The following is a 17,366-nucleotide window of genomic DNA, read 5'->3' on the forward strand; positions in this document are numbered from 1 at the left end:
CGAACTCCGAACTGGACATTTAGCATCCATGAGCGCCCGCGGCCCTAGTTGGACAGCCCAAGCCACCACCAGGCTGGCATCCCGATCAGCAATCACAGTCAGAGTGCCTGAGTGTGGTGGAAATACGCCGGGCGGAGGTCGTCGAGGTCGTCCGGAACCGCCACCACCGCACGGGACACTATCGACATCGTCCGATCCCGTGGCCTTACAAAGTCCTTTGTGTCCGTCTCTGTTGGCGTGAAACCGAGCCATGGCTCCTCCCTTTGAGGTTGGCAGAACCGTCAGCCCTAATTGCGGCCGGTGACCGGCAGTAGAATCACAAGGATGACTCCTGACGACCTGATCGCAGCGCGGACGACACCGCGCGTCCTTGTACCCGAGGTGTCGCGTGACTCCTAGCATCAACGGTCGCTACGTGTACGACGACGATGACCTGACTCCTGGTAAGAAAAAGGAGGGCGGGCTTCATCACAACCTCTTCGACAGGGACGGCAAACTCAAAGGGCATGCCAGATTCATCCCGGACGCAGAGCAGGATGACAAGCCAGATCCGGCGAAGAGGAAGGGCAGGAGAAAAAGTCAGACCCAACAAAGAGCAGGGGAAAAGTCAGACCCCACAGTGATCTACGAGACGGTTTACGAGCACGAGACGGTCTACGTGAACGAGACGATCTATGTGAGCGAAGAGGAATACGAGCGACGACAAGCCCATGAGCGGGAAGAAAATGAGCGACAAGCCAGTGAGCGGCAAGAGAATGCCGAGCAGATTGCCAATGTCGTACGACTCTTAATCGCAGTGGCAACTCCCCACGCCAAGCGGTTGTGGCACGAGAAGGCCCGACCCGTCATTGAGGCACAACGCGCAAAGAGGGCAGCACACAAGGCTCGTAAGGCAGCAACCAAGCAGCCCGTCGTGGTTGAAGTAACGGTCGTGGACGATGGCCTGGAGTTGGCTGTGGCCGAAGAGGTGTACCGCACAGACATGAGTAACGCGGAAGCTCAGGCACGTTACCTTGCTGCGCTCGCGGCCCGGGCATTCAGTGATGAGCAGATGAAGTTCGTCTCCAACGCCAACATCGTTGACGGGGAAGGCCTCGCTGAGTTGCAGCGCACGCTCGTGGAGCTTCCGCCACAACAGGTCATAGGGATCATCGAGGCTGTGGAAGCGAACCCGTCCATGCTGAGCGGCGACCTGTTGGCCGAGCTAGGGAAGCTTCTGGGGCTGGATCGAGCTGAGCCCGAGGCCGTTCCCATTGAGGTTCGAAAAGATTAGAGCAGCGATAGTTGCTGCCGCAACGCTTGGATTCACCATGTGCGACTGGAAGTTTCGACTCGCGCACCGACTTTGGCGGGTCCCGAGCTGCGCGAGGTTCTTCGAGAACGACTTGGGCAGAGGGCGAACAACCCCCAGGCGCTCACTTGCACAGTTCCTATCCAAAGTCTCGTCAGTACGGTGACGGAGATGTCGCACGGTGCTCAATAAACCTCACCGACAAGCCTCAAATGATCCTCAAGGCGACCCCGTATCGAACAGACGGCACGTGGAGAGTGAACGTCGGCTTCGACAAGTTCGGCCACGCGAAATCCCGGTTGTTAACAAGTCGACTTGCGAACAGCCGGGATTTCTCATGCGCTGACTCACCCGGATCAGGCCGCAATCACCGTGTCTTCGCATCGCATCGACCGGTATGACCTCTTATTGAATTGTTAACTCCCCAGCATGTTCACAAGCCAGCGTCGTCACTACATGGCAAGTTAAGAATTCGATAGTCTTAGCTAGAGAAACCGCAGGTAGAAGCTGGTTTTCCATCAAATTAGTGGAGTCAGATGACCAAGACTATTGCGTTCGCCAATCAGAAAGGCGGAGTCGGGAAGACAACCACAACCGTGAACATCGCACGCGCCGCTATCACCGATCACGGACTCAAGGTTCTCGTGGTCGATGCTGACCCGCAGGGCAACGCAACCAAGGTCCTGGCACCCAAACATCAAGGTCCCCTCGATTGTTCGCTCGCCACAGTCCTGGACAAGACTAAGAGCACACCGATGTCCGACACGATACGGGTTTCCGAGTGGACAAACCTGGATGTCGTCCCAGCCGGCAGTGACGATCTTGCCGATGTGGCTCAGAGCTTGGTCACCATGAAGGCTGGCAGAGAGAGCCGACTCAAGAAGGCAATCGCGGACATCTCCGATCGGTACGATCTCATTCTGATCGATTGCCCTCCGAGCCTGGACCAGTTGCCTATCAACGCATTCACTGCAGCAGACGCCATAGTGGTCGTCGCAGAACTCGGCCAGTTCGCCCTCGACGGCTTGGATCGCCTCCTCGACACCGTCGAGATAATCCAGGAGTACACGAATCCCAAGCTCACCATTGCGGCCGCCATCGTCAACGGGGTGCAGAACACAAAGCGGATGACTCACTGGCGAAGCGAACTCGGCAGCGCCCTCGCACAACTTCCCACGCCAGTCCCCGTCCTCGATCCCCCGGTTCAGCGAGCAACTTTCATTGCGGAGGCCCAAGAAGCTGGACAAGGACTGGACCAGTGGGGGTCTACAAAGGCTTCCGTCCTTCATCAGACCTACGTCCAGCACCTGACCACAATCCTGAACTCAATCTACGAAGGCGGGAGATGAGATGACGAAACCGCAACCGCGCACGACCAACCTGAGCACTCGTCGCCACAGTGGGCACCCCGCGATTCCGGTCGACCAACGGGATACCGCGAATCTCCATGATTCGGCCAGCGCGGCAGTAGAAACTACAGCAGAGAGTGAACTTCAGGACGAGCTGACAGGACGGACCGCCCAAGTCTCAGCCCGAGTGACCAAGGCTCGACGTGCCGCGTTCAAGGCGAAGCTCGCGCAACTGGGAACCACGATGGACGCCGAGTTCAACAAGTGCATCGATGAAGTGCTCGCAAGATAGTAAGTCCACACCTACTTGGCCAAACAAGCTTTCCTTGTCGAAAAGGTCGCACAGGCCCACGAAAAGTGCTGCGGAGTAAAGCAGCTGGTGCCCCAGACCCGCGTAAAGCCTGGGGCGGACGGGGCCATCCCATGTCGCCGGCTCCGAGCAAGGAGCACCGACGGAGTCGCCACGCCGTCCGACGAGCCTGTACCAATAGACTCGCTACGAGAGAGACTATCCGGGGCATCCGCACACGCTCCGAGTTCAGCCATTGCTCATTCCTGCTGAAAGCCATGCCTTTTCAACACCTCAGCGAAGGCACTCTCAGAATTGGCCTTCCTGCGTGGCTTCGCCTTCGACGGTCCCAAGCGGTCCAAGTAGATGACGATCGCGTCCCCAACTTCAGCACCTGCCAGTGAGTAAGCATCATCGATTCCCGCACTGGTCACATGCCAAGTTCTGGCCAGTTCACCGCAGTCCCGCTCGATACCGATCAAACCCTGACTGTACGCCAGCATCATCTTTATCAACAGGAATCGCCCGACGCGTGCAATCATCAACCTATCCACGTCCTCGGGCCTCAGCCGACGAAGCGAATCGTAGATAGCAAGGAAATCATCGTTGTCCTCCTCTCCACTGATATCGAGAGCAATCCTGCTGAGACTGTCACTCAGTCCATTTCGGGTAGTCCGCATCCGATTGTTGATCTGACGCTTGTCCTGATCCGTGATATTCATCGAGACAACTCCTAGCCTTTCGGTTTCAGGCGCGACCGAGGGACTACTCGCGCACGGGTAGTAACAAAGCTATACGGCTTCCAGGAATTGTTTCGATGAAATTTACTGTTGCACTTAGCATTTTGGTAATACGGGCAAGAGTAGGACCTAAGACGCACACGGAGATAAGAGCGGTGCGCGGTACGATAATGCTGCCGTCGCTCCGGATCGATGCAAAGGACATGCTCACATCGCGGCAGCTCAACCCTTTGCACACGACAGCCGTGTCAGTTCGCCGGAGCCCAGCAACGACACGATCCATTCTCCAGTGGACACCGACTGCCTCGACGGCTCCATCTAGCTGACGCCCCGCCCTCGCTTCGAAGGCCAATCGAGTGATTCGGCTTCCATATGAGGGTCGTCATTCGTTGCTTGACAACGGTTTCGGTCCATCTGACTGACTGCATTGCCAGCCATGTCCGCCCTGTTGTGGTTGTACCGATCCAGCATTTCGTATGAGGCGTGCCGACTCTGTGTCTTGATAGACGGTGCCGGCACCTCAGCTGCGAACGCCGACGTGATGAACCCGGATCGCAGAGAATGCGCACTGTACCTGGTCGGATCCTTGCCGATTAAAACAACAGCCCCTTTGACCAGGTCATTTACGATCCGGGCATTGAGAAACGGACTCCGGCTGGGACGTCCACGATTGCCCATTCGGGTGAAGATGGGACCGTCCGCAGGCCCATCATCGCAGACGTCGATCCAATCCTTCATCGCCTGATGCGGACATGGACTCGCGTTAGTCGCGGAGATCTGAACCAAAGACCCGGCCCCTCGTCGATCGGTCTTGGAGTACCGCAGATTAATCGTCATGCCATGCTTCATGCTCTTTGACTCATGGTCATAGGTCGATGCGTACAGATCGAGATCACCGAGGCGAAGTCCGACCACCTCACTCCGCCTGAAGGCGCCATAAAAGGTTGTCAACAACAATGCCCGGTTCCGACGTCCTAACCTCGATTCGGATTCCATCAGTGCGACAGCTTCCAGCAACTCGTCCCGCAGCAACGCCTTGCCCAACGGAGCTCGCCGCCGGTCCCGTTGGAGAATCTGGATCAGTTTGCGGGTGTCCGATATAGAATCACCACTGGTAGATTTTACTGTCGGCCAAAGGTTTCCGCTCTGAATATGCATCCACTTGATACCGACCACGTAGACAGACAGAGTGCTGGCGGACAGATAAGACTCGCCCTCCGCTCGAATGAAATCTGGATCTCCCCAATAATGCATGTATTTCAGGAGCGCAATCTCGTTGGCCGGCAGAGGGTCGAACCCCCAGACAGAGCACCACTTCACAAAGTGCCGCCACCCTGTTTCGTAGGCGCGAACCGATGATTGCGCCCGGATCTTCTGGTGAACGAACGCCCGGTACCGTTTCGCGAACTCCGAATCCTCCATCGCAGCAATTTGATTGAACGATTCCACCGACTGCTCCGGAGTAGCAGACGCACGAAAAACAGGCTCCACCCCCGCAATCACCCCATCCGCCATTGATCCCCACCCATCTGCTTGAGGGGCTGAAGACAGGACCGAGGGGCCGAGACAAGCCAGCCACAACAATCTTGCCGTGGACGGGGACCGCTGACGTCGGTCCTAACCGAGATCATCGGTACAACAATCCGACGCCGCAACGGCAGCCGGAGTCGACTTCTTCTTGGATGAACATCGGCCGATTCGCCCGAACCAGCGTCGGCGGAACAGAAACCTGGCCGGTGACCAGATTGAGCACCCGATACTCCCTCCGGTCCCCGTCGCATTCTTGCGGGAAATTGACGTCCAGCCACTCAGGCGATCTGTAAAACACCTTTGGGCGGCGCAATGTCCAATCTGCGCAGTCCGGATGGTACTTCGCCTTCAGATGTGCGCAGATCGCGTCGCTGGGAAGTAGAGGCTTGTATGCCTCGATCGCAGTGAGGATTTCGCTAGGCACGAGCCCGTCAAAACCAGGGCAATCATCCACATGAACGAGCATTGTCACACGACTGATATCACCGCCTCTACGCAGGACTCGCTCCTCGATGTACTCAAGAGTGAGGGGATCCGGCGCGCTTCTCCCACGATTCGGTTCGCGAACCTCGATTCGCTTCTTCGGTGACCGAGATCGGTTTCGGCGTCCACCCGATTTATTACTCGACGACATAGAGTCCACCTAACTGAGGGATGAGATGAGCGATTCAGGATCGCACTCGAAAATCCGACGAATACTACGATAATCTCTACTTATCGTAGTATTGAGATTACGTCAAATTTCGGCGATAGTACATAGTTAAAATGCAGTGCGCATAACCGACAAGTGCCTCCTTCGTAAGGAAGCACTCGCAAGCACTGTACCTACGGTAGCAACCCTAATAGAATCTAATCTTATAGAAGAACTTTTCTCGAAGAAAACACCTTCTACGAATTCTTCCATTTACACATCCCATGAAAGGGCAACAACGGGCATGCCAAGGACTCTCGGATGAATCAAAAAAGCGTTGAGGAGATTCGCAGGTACCTGACGCGAGTCGACGAACTAGTGGAGTCAGATGTTTCGGAAGCTGAGTTCCACACCGCTGCGGCAACACATGTTGTAAGTCAACCAGCGACTACTGCCACCGTGACGACCTACATGTCTAAGTGGTCTCATTTCGAAGCATACTGCCGGAGGCGACAAGTAGATCCGCTGCCGGCCTCCGGAAAGACGATCGCACGATACATCCTCGCCTGCAGTACCGGCGGCTTGAACCCCCTGCAGCGGAATGGCTTTCCACAGGTTGACGCTGCCGGAACTATCGAAGGTCGTGTGGCGGCAATTAGATACGTTCATAACCGCGAAGGAGTTCCGTATCTGGAGGACTCTGTGACCAGAACAGAAAGCATCCGGTCAATACTGTCCGCAGTCAAAGCGGTTTACCAAGCGGACCATTCGATGGGCGACCCGCGGTTGCCGTGGGAGGTTTTCCGGCGAGCAGTCGGAACGGTGGCACCGGATTCATCACGGGATCGCACACTCCTACTGATCAAATACTTCGGCAGCTTGGAAACCACGCAAATAGCCAACCTCAACTTCGAAGATTTAACATTCGGTAGAATCAGTGATCCAATTCAACTGTCCATTCGCACCTCAGACGGCACTGAATCAGAGGTGATTCAAATGCCACGACTTTCAGACCTTCTGATGTCACCGGCTTCTGCAATCCGCAACTGGACGATGGAACGAGACCGAGGCAATGGGCCACTGTTTCCCGCTGACATCTACACAATGCAAAGGATGAAACCGTCGTGCATCGACAGGATTGTCGCGGAGGCTCTGGACATGGCCGGGATCGAGCAGTCTGAGTGTCCCAACTATCCGCTCGAACCCCTGCCAGACTGGGCGGTGCGAAAATGAACTTCCTCCCGAACCGTCCGATGCTTCCAGACAGCCAATTCTATTTCTGGACAACAAAGTCGGTCTGCAAAGGCCTGTACGTATCGATTCCATTCGGAGTCATATGTGCGATCATCAGCTTGATCGATCGACCCGGTGCGCTTGTAGTGTCGGTACTGGTCCTGCACTCGGTCATCTACTTGCTCACCGTAGTCACCTCGACAGTCGGCCTGGTACAGGGCCCGTGGGACGAGGTCAGAGATGTTCTTGCGCATGGCAAATCTTCATTGATCCGTGGTTTGATTTCGGCACTCATAATCGCTGTTTGCACACTGATTGTGTACAAGACCGCGGCATGGTGGTTTGGGATCGACAACGCGAACCTTTACCTGGGCGCCAAGACACTTGCGCTGTTCGCCTGCACGACGAGGGCAATGACTGTGGCTTTGCGGGTTTTTCGACAACGCATCCGTGACGATCGATGGGATCGGGTTGAACGTCAAAATGCCTGGTTGAGGGCGCGCCAGACGGTCTCGCCGATCCGGGCAATGAAACAACTTACGGTGACCATTCCAGCTTTTGCCATCGTGGTTGGCTCACTCGCAGTGGCGATGATGCTCGCACGGAATTCGAACCCCTGGTTGATCTGGCCAATCTACTGCGCCACCGCAGGGGTGTCCGCGGTATTGGTCGCGACAGCGCGACGACTGTTCGACCTGGTCAAGCCTTACGGCGAACAGGGGAAGCTACTATGGGTGTAGAGCGAAACAGCATCGAAGATTTCGTGGTGACGCCCTGTCTGACTCGCGAATTGGAGCTGCTCGATAGAGTCTCCGAACAGCTAGAAGACCACTCACCATCGGACATCGAGTTGATTTCCGCCCTATCCGGCGCACTGGACAGGAAGCGGGTACTGAGCTCCTCCGACAGTTTGTACCGGGAGTACTGGGGCGATTTCGCAACCTGGTGCCGCCGCAACGCCCTCGATCCTCTTCCCGCTGAACTGAGCACCATACTCAGATACATTCGTGCCCAATGGTTCCCGAGCGAAGGCAAAGTTCAACCCAATTTGATCCACACCGAGCGTTTCCGCGTGTGCGCGATAAAGATGAAACATCAAGAACAGCAAATCTCCTATCTAGGAGACTCGCTGGCAGCATCGGATCTCGTGGATCAGGTGCTCACCGCGGCCAGGAAGGTGTCCAAGGCGGAACTGGTCCTTCCACAGAGGAGTGCCATTCTGCGGGAAAGACACATTCGGAGAGCAACAAAGGCCCTGTCTGAGTGCAGCCCAACAGCGCTGCGAGACCAGGCGGTACTCCTGTCAGGGTACTTCGGGGGAATAGACGAGTCAGGTCTGTCGACTCTCGACTTTGGCGACGTGGAGTCCGTAGCCAACAGCGACGACCTCCGCTTGATCCTGCGCAAGGAAAACGGTATTCACTATGCCGTCCGTGAGTTGCAGGCAATTCTCTGGTCTGATTTGTCGCCTGTCGGTGCGATGAAAAGGTGGATCGCTGTTCGCGGAACGAGTCCCGGACCACTGTTCGTCACCGACACTGCGACGATGACACGGTTGGACGCTTCAGCAATCGAGGCGATTTTGGTCGATACGTTGTGCCGCATCGGTTTCGATCCTTCTCGCTATTCCTCCAAGTCTCTCAAACATAGCTTTGCATTGGACCGATTGAGTCATGGTCCCTTGACGAGCGAAACCATCACACAAGGCAATCTCAGGCTAACGGCGCATGAGTCGCTGCACCTCATCCCGTCCGGCAAACCTGACAAGAACGGAGCGCGTCGAACTCATGACTAACTACGTCGTCGCCTCTCGGGCCCTGTACCCCTGGCACCTACGATTCGATCCGATCTCTGAGCTGAACTACAAAGACGCTGTCAGACCGGAATGGGAGTACATCTCGGTCCTGAGAGAGGCGACCGGGCCGAACCCGAACGGCGAGATAGCGATCCAGGGAACAGAACTGGCTTTTGACCCAATCCCGCAGAACCCCCGATCCCTCTATACTGCCATCGCCGTGCAGGCGATGGCATCTCTGGTCGAGTGGCATCAGCTCTCCACACGGCAACTCTCAACCTTGCTGGCGATCAACCCACGGGAGGTGGAGAACACCATGCTCGTCCTGTTCAACGGCGGAATCGTAGAGCGCCTGACCCTGACGATCATGGTCAACGGACTCCGGTCGAATCCCGGAGAATCGACGTTGTGGAGGGTGCGGCGCGGCGGCACCGAACAGGACAAGAGACCAGCCCGAGACTGGTTCGAACGGTTGGACACGAAGTCATGGATGTTCGTCTCTTATGGGTTCGACCCGATGGTTGTTTTCAAGGGTCAGAATTCGCCGATGACACGACGACATGACTTGGTCTCCACTGAGATTCAGATCAAAGCGCTGGAGATGTGCCCCGGCGTGATCGGACTCTGGGGCGAGCGCTTCTGCGTTGGTAACTCGTTCTACGAAGCGACGACACTGGACCACGAGAACACTCGAGCAAATGTAGGCGATGGAGCCATCCTCACCCGTGATGGCAAGATCGTCGTCTTGGAAGTCGACGGTAACAACTCGAATTCCTCCTGTTCGGACGGCGAAAACAGACTGGTCAAGAAAGCAGCAGCATGGACTTCCATTTGCGGTCGTAGTGACCTCGATTTGAACGTGATCTTTGTCAGCATCGCGAAAACTGAGAACCGGCGGAAGATGCGGAGGCTGGTTGAGATTGGGGTCAATGCTGCCAGCAAAAAGTACGTTGCCTCGGAATCAATCCGGGAACGCGGGCAGCATCGTGTCTTCACTGCCGAAGTAGATCGTTGGTTTCCCGGCCCCAGGTGCGTCAGCAGTGAGTTTCGCGCGCTGGTTGTGCAGCCCACCGTCCGTGCCGCCGACGTCGAGTTGGCACCGATCCAGCTCGGAGATCAGAGGCTAGCGGAACGGAACTACATCGAAAACTGTGTCGCCCAATTGCATACACCGACATGGTACGCAGACCCGCTACGCACCGTAGACCTCTGACACGGACGACGATGCTATTCAATAGCGTCTCAATCGACTCGAAATGAACTCTCAGCCAACCAGACTCGCGCGAAAGAATCTCGACTACCCTCGAACTCGAATAGCTGACACAGTCACTGAACGCTTTCGGACGAATCACGTCAGCCTTAGAAAATCTGCGTAAAGCTCTGTACCAATCAATCTTTCACTCGTTGGAAGGTCACGGTGAGACGAATGGAGGGGATGGTGACCGATTCCGTGACGCCGTCGTTGAGAGGTGCTGATTGCAACTCGACGCTGTACCTCACTTCAGTTCAATGGCGGTATCCGCCGGTCCAGCACGGCCAGTTGTCGCCGATCCATCGGCGGATCAGTCTGAGACCATCGACGACGGAAGAAGCAAGCACACACGTTGAAAGTTCATCTCGAAGCTTCCGGGTGTCTAAACCCGTGGTCACTCAAGTTCGGCGTTGTTCCAACACTCCCGCGAGTGCGAGGACGCCGATGCATCTGAGGAAGAACCCCACCTGACACACAAGTTGAAGGGCTAGTTTCCTAGCGAATAGCGCGACTAGCCAAAGGGCAATCGAATGGCCGATCAATCGAAACACTGCACCATAACAACAGAATTCATCCCAAATTCGCACCAGGGCACTCAGGGATCAGACGGGTTTCGATACACAAAGTGCCGACCGGTGTCGATGATCGAAAGCGGAACCCAGATCCTGCAGATGATGGATAATTCCGGGTTGAGTCGAGATCAGTTCGCCATCAACTTCTGGGGCTTTCCCCCGATACCGAAGCCGACGCCGAGGCGTAGGTCGGCCATCGTTCGTCTCGCACCGAAGAACGTCAAGGACGAGTTCCTCGGCCATCCAATCTACTGGGTTGAAACAGAACTCTCCGCATATCGAGAAGGTGAGTCCGATAACGACTGGTCGATCCGCATGTACTACCTCCTCCTTCACATGGGGTTCTGGCAGGCGGATGGCGCTTGGGTCAATTTTCTGTCCTCGAAGGGATTTCGGTACCTTCGAGCGGATGTCGAGGGGTATCACATGGGCTCTAACCCGCAGATCTCCGCGGACCGAGACGCATACAGATTCTTGAACGAGAATGACGTACGGGGTGGGCTTGAGATGGTCGACGCACGATTCCAAGAAGCGCGATTGAAGTGCGAACGCTACGAGGACTCGAGTATCAAGTCATTCGTCCGCCGGCAGGCTAACGCGCTGATTCGGGCCCACCAGATTCTTGGTGGCAACGACGCACTGACCGACCCTCAGATGGACGCGAACGACAGCGCCGGGTCGTGGGTCACTCATATCGAACCGGAACTGTACGAGCTTTCCGACAGGTACCGAGCAGAGCTAGCGAAGGACGCTCCGAATATGGCATCAATTCTGGACGATGCAGAGAACGTCTATAGGAAGATTCAGAACATGCTGGCCTCGTTTGATCACATCACTGCGAGCATTGCCATCCCAGTCCTCCGAGGACGCGATGTCGTTCCAACCAATTTCCAGCAAATAGTTTCTCAGTTAAGCCTCGCAGCGTCTCAGGCATCAACCCGCGGCAGGGGTGATCGAATCATGGAAATGGCCCGGTCGTGCTTTTCGGGTCATCGCCATGAAAAAGCGCTTGACAAGGTTAACGATGAAATCTACGACATGTATGTCATCGCTTGGCGCAGGATGCGGCTTGCCCTTGTGAACTACGGGATGCTTAGCCAGGGCAACCAACCATTGGCCACCTATCAGTCGATGGAGATTTACCTTCTATCCAAGGGTTCGGCAACCAGGGACGCCGACTTCAGCGACGCCTATCGTTCGCACGACGAGCTAATAGGTTCCCGGTCAGGAGCTAGGTTCACTTCCCGTGCGAGTCGTGATGAGGCGCTCGCCTCGCTGTCGAACCTCGAGGACGTTCTTAGCGATGCCGGGCTGTAGATCTCGAACACCGTCGCATCTGCGTCCACTAGAGTGACCTCCCAGTCTGCACGGCCCTCAACCCCACAGGAACATCGCGATGTCCCGATTTTTCAAAATGACACAGGCCGAGGATATGTTCGAAAGATGACACTTACGCTGCCCGATGATCAGTCGCTACTTATCCGAACGGATTTCGCTGACGACGCCGCCTGGCTCGAAACAGTCGAAGCCGCGAGACAACCCTGGGATCTGGGCGGGGCATCGAAGCATTCGCCGACCTGACGCTGATCGACGACAGAGCTTTCGACGGACTCACCCTCGACGGTTTGATGAAAATTGTCGGTGCTGGGCCGCCATATTACGTCTTCATCGCAGATAGCCGGACACTGTCGGACCCAGAGCACCCCATTCTTGCCGTGGATACCGGTAACGAGGACCCGGACCGTGATGGCGTCCCCACCTTGCGGGTGGTGCCCAGTGAAATGGCCGCGATCGAAAACAACCTATCGCTGGCCAATATGGATTTCGAGGACTTCGCGTCATCTGCTGATGAGGACGGTGTCTTTCGTGGATTCTAACGAACAGAACGCTGGATAGATCACTTCCCGATGGGCAATCGCCATCGCACTCACTTTCAAGAACGCGGCAGAATCTCATTCTCTCACTGGTTCTTGACAAACGTCCGTGAATATGAAAAATTATTCGAGCTTCGAAGCTGCACGCTCGGGGCAACCAACTTGAAAACTCAATACCTCAGAACCCAGGGAATTGCGCTTCCCCGTTCGTTGCGTGTGGTACGGGTCTGGTGCGCCGTTCGAGTCGGTGCTACAGGTCGTGACAGCGTGCAGCGTTTTTGTAGTCTTAGTTCTGTTCCCCGTGCTGGAGACATATGTATGCGGCTCCGTAACCCGCTCACTGTCCAGCAAAGAGGAATCGACGAAGGGAGCCAACATGGTTCGTGAATCATGGAATGCCATCAAAAACGTCTGCCACGGCCTCACAGGTGGGCTCCTGACCCTGACCAGACGCAACGAACAAGAATCAAGCTAGCGCGAGCGGCATCATCGACCCGCGTCGGGTGTCGTCCCAACTGTGATCGATCCAAGAGCAAGCATTCGCCGACAATCTGGCATACGCCCTGCGGAGGGATTACCTCGGGGTGTCGTATGTGGTGACCTTCCAGTCCTCGAAACCCATCAGCTCGAGCTTGATGTAGATGCTCCAGCCTTCGGGGTAGTCAGCGCGGACGCTCACCTGCCGAAACTTGCTACTATCGCTAACCACAACCTGAGGTGTGCCGCCAGCCCTCACTCGGCCGTACTCAATGGATTCCATCTTCTTAACTAGGGCTGGAAGTGCAAGAGGCCGCAGAGAATTGAGCCACTCTTCCCTGCTGCGATTGTCGATTCTGCCAAAGTTGTTAGCGAAGTCTCGAGCCACATCCTCCCACTGCCGAACAATCTCCGGTTCCATATTGACGCTTGCTGTGTCATCTCCACAATGGCCATCTGAGCACTGTGAGATCTTGTTTTCCGGCGGAGGTGTCGGCCGCACCTTGCCATCTGGCACCCACCCCTCGGGGAGGTGCTCGTGCGAGTCAGTAGCCGTCGGGTGGCGCTGGCCGGCGCTGGGAACGACTCCCACCGATCTGTTTGGTGGGTCCCCAGCGCCGTTTTGGGGAAAGAAGAGAACCCAGATCCCGCCGACAATTACTGCTATCGCGGCGACCCCAATTGCGATGCACCGCTTACTGTTCAGGTTCATTGATACCTTTCGTCGACTTCTATTCGCCCGGCGGACCGGCTACTGGGCCTGTTGTCCGTTCGCCCAGGCACCGGCCTTTTTCATTAGTTCTGCGGGATTGACCTGTGCGCGACCGTTATTCATGTCGAGTTGCTCCAAGTGAAGGTGAACACCTTCTGACCAACCGGAGTTGCCCATCTTCCCGATCGGTTGTCCCGCCGTGACCTGCTGGTTCTGTGTCACGCTGATCTCGCTCATGTGCGCATACCGGAGTCCGACTCCATTGCCCAGATCGATGACAAGGTGATTGCCCCATCCCCCACCGCACGAGTTGTCCTGTGTCATAGGGGCGCAACCGGTAACCACCTCGGTGACGGTGCCGTTGCCCATGGTGAAGAGTTCGATCGGCTTTGCACCGTTTGAAGCGACATCGACACCCTTATGTCCGCCATCCCGGGTGCCGAAGAAATCCGACAACGTGTATTCATCTGGCCTCGCAGGTGGAGCGAGGCCTTCGAGATTCGCGACGAAAGCCGCTCCCACGGTTTCGCTCTTCGTACATGTCTGACCTGCAACTCCTGCTGCGCCCGTTGCGGAATTACCGAAGGTGTTCACGTGAATGTGGTCCATGTGGTTGGCCGTTGTGCCACCACGATCTTCCATCGGGTCCCAGCCCTCGACAGGAGCGGACGACATCCAGATGCGCTGCTTCCAGATGAGGTATTCGATGCCTAGCTGTTTCGCATTGTTCTGCAGATACAGCGCCAAACTGTCGCCATACTCAAGACCTTCGGGATCCTCCGGGGACTTCGGGATGTCGTTACCCACTACCGGTTCGATCATGATGTCCACAGCGACGCCGCTGTAATGCTCGTTGTAGCCGTCGGGGTCGCGGTAGCCGTAGTAAGTGTGGGATCCGAACTCTTTGGTCACAGTCTTGGTGACCAGCGCCGTATCGGGCTTCATTCCTCTGAAGGTCGAATCGGCGACGACTCCCGAGATGGCGGTCATTGCGGTGATGCAGTCGCCCTGGGACAGATGACTTGCATCCGAGCATGGCTGCGATGAGATAGATGAAGATGATCCACCGGACTTGCCTGTGAGTGATTCCACGATCTGTTTCGCCGAGTTCTCCCACTTTGCGTATGCCTCGGGAAAGCCTGAACGTTGGACCGCTTGTGCAGCGTCGGTCAGAGTCATGTTTTCCCAACCGGCTACGTCCTTGAGTCCCGCGTTGTTGGAGTGATCACTGGTCCCGAGAAAGGCTTTGGTCGCCAGGACTGGATCTTTGATCTGCTCCAGCGTTCCCCACCCCATACTGGGCCGTTGTTGGTAGAGGCCCTGGGAATCACGGTCGCCGTAGTCCAGGTTTCGGAGAGTTGATTCTTGTAGTGCCGTGGCGAGAGTGACGACTGCGGCTTTGTCGCCCAGGCCGGACTCATCGACAACGCCGATGATCGTTCGCGCAATTCCGATCTGTTCCTTGTCCAGCACGATGTCGGCGGTAGCAAGGCTGGTGAGCGCGTCGTCGCGATCGATGTAATTGGCATCGTCGGCGGGAGCAGGCGGCGCATTCGGTTGAGCAGTATCGGTGACACCGTTTTGTTTATCCACGTCGATCTTGTTGTAGTCAATTGGCAGGCTGGCAGTAGTCTCCGGCAAGTTCCGGTCGGCATCTTGACCGGCGGACGGGGTGGCTTTCTCCGTTGTCGGCCCGAACTGATCACCCTTTGCATTCGTCCATCCCTCTGGTCCACCGACGTAGCCGAGCGTTGCTGCACAGCCCCAGGGGCTCCAACCACGGGTACGCCAGATATCGAGGGCCACATTGATCTGCTGCGCCTTGGTAGCTCGATCAGGAGACGGGGCATATTGCCCTCCGTTGACGGAATCCCATGTGCTCTGGTCGAACTGAAGTCCACCCATGTATCCATTGCCCGTGTTGGCGGACCAATTTCCGCTGGATTCGCACTCCGCGATGGCTTCCCAGTCCCCAATAGTGGGCTCCCCAACGCTTCCGATGTCGGCGCTCGCGGACGATTGCAGTACCTGTAGGGAGCTGTCGGCCCCGCTGCTGACGAGCGTGACCTCGGTATCGGACATCGAAGGTAGACAGTCCTTATTGGCCGTCGCATATGCAGCGCCGACCGCAGTATTTATCGCAGTACTGGTCAGAGTTGAGATTACCGCCAGAACGATGACGGACAGGAATGCGGACAGCACTATCAGTGGGGTCTTCAGTTTCTTTGAATACTTCTTGGTTAGCCTTGCGGCACTGACGACGGTTTCGGTAGTTACCGCACCGGAGGCGACACTTCCGACGACCACTGCAGCATCTGCTACGTCGCCCGCAAGCTCAACCTTGTCTGTATCGACTCCAACTTTTGCGGCTGCGGCTTTGGCGCCCGCCGTCGCTGCACCGCCGACAGCATCTTTTGAAATGCTGGTCCGGTCTTCGGCCATAATTCCATCGTTGACGCCCTTAATGGCCGATGCAGATGAATCGGCGCCCACCGCAAGGTCTTCCCGAGGTCTTATCCGACCGGCTTTGTTCAACACCTTCCCCGAATTGGGAATTCCTGAAGCATCCGGGCGATTCGACTCGCTTCCATCAGTTGCATCTTCTGCGACCCCCTTATGGCCGATGTGCGGCCACTCTTTGCGCACATCGTGAAGCACTGAACTGACCTCTTCGGGATTCCGGGAAGATACTGGTTGAGCCTTGATGCGATGCGCATCGACCAGAGCTTTTTCGTCTGGTTTGAGCTTCTTCGGGTCCCCGATGGGCCGTACAGGCTCGCCTCTGAGAGAAGCCAGTTCGCGATGCTCGATGCGAAGAATTTCATCCACCATCGAAGGCGGAAGGTTCGGATACCCAGGATCGCTTGAATCGTCCGGGATCGCCGAAACATCCGGAACGATGAATTCGCGTATTTGGTCAACGAGCTGCGCAATCTCGTCTACAGATTGATCGAGTCGTCTTTCTCTCTCATCTCTGTTGGACTCTTTACTTACCATCGCCACCGCCCATTGGATAGATTGAAGACCGAAAATATTCCTTTCTCTTTCGCTGGTGAGAATAGCTTTTGCGAAGCAGAGAACAGACGGGATAGCCTATCTCTTTTAACCTCCCCCTAACGGAACTCTGTCATTTCTCGACTAGCCCTTATACGATAAATAGATCGAGAACGCGCCGTAACGCGATCCGAGCACAGGAGAAATATAGTGAATCGAATTCACACCAATCTGGTGTCCAGAGATGTTTCCAAAACATCAGCTACATTTGCCCGCCACTGCAAGATGGCAGATTCGCCCGACCCCCGACTCTCCACCATCGACACCCTCCCTGATTCGATGAAAGCTCCGGGCGGATCCACAACAGATCCCGTCTACGCCGTCTTGGACGCAATTGCAGAGGGCACATCTCCTCTGATCCCCTGGACTGCAAGGGATATGGGCCAAGTTGCCGCACAGCTGGACCGTGAGCTGATCCGGTCTACTGACTCAGTGATCGTCTTCTGGGATCTGAGGGGCGCCCACTTCGGCACTCCAGTCAATATCGAGGTCCTACAGAACAGATACACCCGAATGACTCTCTGCCGTAACGGGGAACAAGACACCTACCTTGCTGGCACTCACACA

The 17,366-nt window shown here is 56.1% G+C and carries 14 protein-coding genes; 9 read left to right on the plus strand and 5 right to left on the minus strand.

Going from position 1 to position 17,366, the window contains the following annotated elements:
• Positions 1–415: 415 nt before the first annotated feature.
• The 3 genes from QM596_RS20295 to QM596_RS20305 all read left to right on the plus strand — a co-directional run bounded on the left by QM596_RS20295 (position 416) and on the right by QM596_RS20305 (position 2,932).
• Entirely contained in the window at positions 416–1,273 is an 858-nt protein-coding gene (locus QM596_RS20295) for a hypothetical protein (RefSeq protein ID WP_283309792.1), read from the plus strand.
• 554 nt (positions 1,274–1,827) lie between these two features.
• The gene (locus QM596_RS20300) at positions 1,828–2,640 is read left to right on the plus strand and encodes a ParA family protein (protein WP_283309793.1); all 813 of its coding nucleotides are present in this window, start codon (positions 1,828–1,830) and stop codon (positions 2,638–2,640) included.
• A gap of 1 nt (position 2,641) precedes the next feature.
• Positions 2,642–2,932 (plus strand): hypothetical protein, encoded by a 291-nt coding sequence (locus QM596_RS20305; protein ID WP_283309794.1) that lies wholly within the window; start codon positions 2,642–2,644, stop codon positions 2,930–2,932.
• Positions 2,933–3,189: 257 nt separating this feature from the next.
• On the opposite strand, the gene QM596_RS20310 is transcribed toward QM596_RS20305, so the two are convergent.
• The 3 genes from QM596_RS20310 to QM596_RS20320 all read right to left on the minus strand — a co-directional run bounded on the left by QM596_RS20310 (position 3,190) and on the right by QM596_RS20320 (position 5,671).
• Positions 3,190–3,651 carry a hypothetical protein gene (locus tag QM596_RS20310; RefSeq protein ID WP_283309795.1) on the minus strand — a complete coding sequence of 154 codons (462 nt, stop codon included), beginning with the start codon at positions 3,649–3,651 and terminating at the stop codon, positions 3,190–3,192.
• A 336-nt stretch (positions 3,652–3,987) separates the two neighbouring features.
• Positions 3,988–5,184 (minus strand): tyrosine-type recombinase/integrase, encoded by a 1,197-nt coding sequence (locus tag QM596_RS20315; protein WP_283309796.1) that lies wholly within the window; start codon positions 5,182–5,184, stop codon positions 3,988–3,990.
• 112 nt (positions 5,185–5,296) lie between these two features.
• Positions 5,297–5,671 carry a hypothetical protein gene (locus tag QM596_RS20320; RefSeq protein WP_283309797.1) on the minus strand — a complete coding sequence of 125 codons (375 nt, stop codon included), beginning with the start codon at positions 5,669–5,671 and terminating at the stop codon, positions 5,297–5,299.
• A 480-nt stretch (positions 5,672–6,151) separates the two neighbouring features.
• Between QM596_RS20320 and QM596_RS20325 the strand changes: the two genes are divergently transcribed.
• The 6 genes from QM596_RS20325 to QM596_RS20350 all read left to right on the plus strand — a co-directional run bounded on the left by QM596_RS20325 (position 6,152) and on the right by QM596_RS20350 (position 12,559).
• The gene (locus QM596_RS20325; protein WP_283309798.1) at positions 6,152–7,063 is read left to right on the plus strand and encodes a site-specific integrase; all 912 of its coding nucleotides are present in this window, start codon (positions 6,152–6,154) and stop codon (positions 7,061–7,063) included.
• Complete coding sequence (locus QM596_RS20330) at positions 7,060–7,803, plus strand: hypothetical protein (RefSeq protein ID WP_283309799.1); 744 nt, start codon at positions 7,060–7,062, stop codon at positions 7,801–7,803. Before QM596_RS20325 ends, QM596_RS20330 begins: the two co-directional genes overlap by 4 nt.
• On the plus strand, positions 7,794–8,858 hold the full coding sequence (locus QM596_RS20335; protein ID WP_283309800.1) for a site-specific integrase: 1,065 nt from the start codon (positions 7,794–7,796) through the stop codon (positions 8,856–8,858). The genes QM596_RS20330 and QM596_RS20335 overlap by 10 nt, the downstream gene beginning before the upstream one ends.
• Positions 8,851–10,071 carry a hypothetical protein gene (locus QM596_RS20340; RefSeq protein ID WP_283309801.1) on the plus strand — a complete coding sequence of 407 codons (1,221 nt, stop codon included), beginning with the start codon at positions 8,851–8,853 and terminating at the stop codon, positions 10,069–10,071. Before QM596_RS20335 ends, QM596_RS20340 begins: the two co-directional genes overlap by 8 nt.
• A gap of 674 nt (positions 10,072–10,745) precedes the next feature.
• Positions 10,746–11,999, plus strand: coding sequence for a hypothetical protein (locus QM596_RS20345; RefSeq protein ID WP_283309802.1), 1,254 nt, complete (start codon positions 10,746–10,748; stop codon positions 11,997–11,999).
• Positions 12,000–12,241: 242 nt separating this feature from the next.
• The gene (locus tag QM596_RS20350; RefSeq protein WP_502943423.1) at positions 12,242–12,559 is read left to right on the plus strand and encodes a DUF6924 domain-containing protein; all 318 of its coding nucleotides are present in this window, start codon (positions 12,242–12,244) and stop codon (positions 12,557–12,559) included.
• 571 nt (positions 12,560–13,130) lie between these two features.
• Here QM596_RS20350 and QM596_RS20355 read toward each other — a convergent pair.
• Complete coding sequence (locus QM596_RS20355; RefSeq protein WP_283309804.1) at positions 13,131–13,745, minus strand: hypothetical protein; 615 nt, start codon at positions 13,743–13,745, stop codon at positions 13,131–13,133.
• 39 nt (positions 13,746–13,784) lie between these two features.
• On the minus strand, positions 13,785–16,742 hold the full coding sequence (locus QM596_RS20360; RefSeq protein ID WP_283309933.1) for a VldE C-terminal domain-containing protein: 2,958 nt from the start codon (positions 16,740–16,742) through the stop codon (positions 13,785–13,787).
• Positions 16,743–17,366 lie beyond the last annotated feature (624 nt).

Source organism: Rhodococcus sp. IEGM 1406 (assembly GCF_030056745.1).
GTDB lineage: Bacteria > Actinomycetota > Actinomycetes > Mycobacteriales > Mycobacteriaceae > Rhodococcus_F > Rhodococcus_F erythropolis.

What these genes read in the sequence shown, in the direction of transcription:
- QM596_RS20340 (WP_283309801.1), top strand. Translation starts at nt 8,851, where the DNA reads ATGACTAACTACGTCGTCGCCTCTCGGGCCCTGTACCCCTGGCACCTA.
- QM596_RS20355 (WP_283309804.1), bottom strand. Translation starts at nt 13,745, where the DNA reads ATGAACCTGAACAGTAAGCGGTGCATCGCAATTGGGGTCGCCGCGATA.
- QM596_RS20335 (WP_283309800.1), top strand. Translation starts at nt 7,794, where the DNA reads ATGGGTGTAGAGCGAAACAGCATCGAAGATTTCGTGGTGACGCCCTGT.
- QM596_RS20300 (WP_283309793.1), top strand. Translation starts at nt 1,828, where the DNA reads ATGACCAAGACTATTGCGTTCGCCAATCAGAAAGGCGGAGTCGGGAAG.
- QM596_RS20330 (WP_283309799.1), top strand. Translation starts at nt 7,060, where the DNA reads ATGAACTTCCTCCCGAACCGTCCGATGCTTCCAGACAGCCAATTCTAT.
- QM596_RS20325 (WP_283309798.1), top strand. Translation starts at nt 6,152, where the DNA reads ATGAATCAAAAAAGCGTTGAGGAGATTCGCAGGTACCTGACGCGAGTC.
- QM596_RS20315 (WP_283309796.1), bottom strand. Translation starts at nt 5,184, where the DNA reads ATGGCGGATGGGGTGATTGCGGGGGTGGAGCCTGTTTTTCGTGCGTCT.
- QM596_RS20360 (WP_283309933.1), bottom strand. Translation starts at nt 16,742, where the DNA reads ATGGTAAGTAAAGAGTCCAACAGAGATGAGAGAGAAAGACGACTCGAT.
- QM596_RS20305 (WP_283309794.1), top strand. Translation starts at nt 2,642, where the DNA reads ATGACGAAACCGCAACCGCGCACGACCAACCTGAGCACTCGTCGCCAC.
- QM596_RS20310 (WP_283309795.1), bottom strand. Translation starts at nt 3,651, where the DNA reads ATGAATATCACGGATCAGGACAAGCGTCAGATCAACAATCGGATGCGG.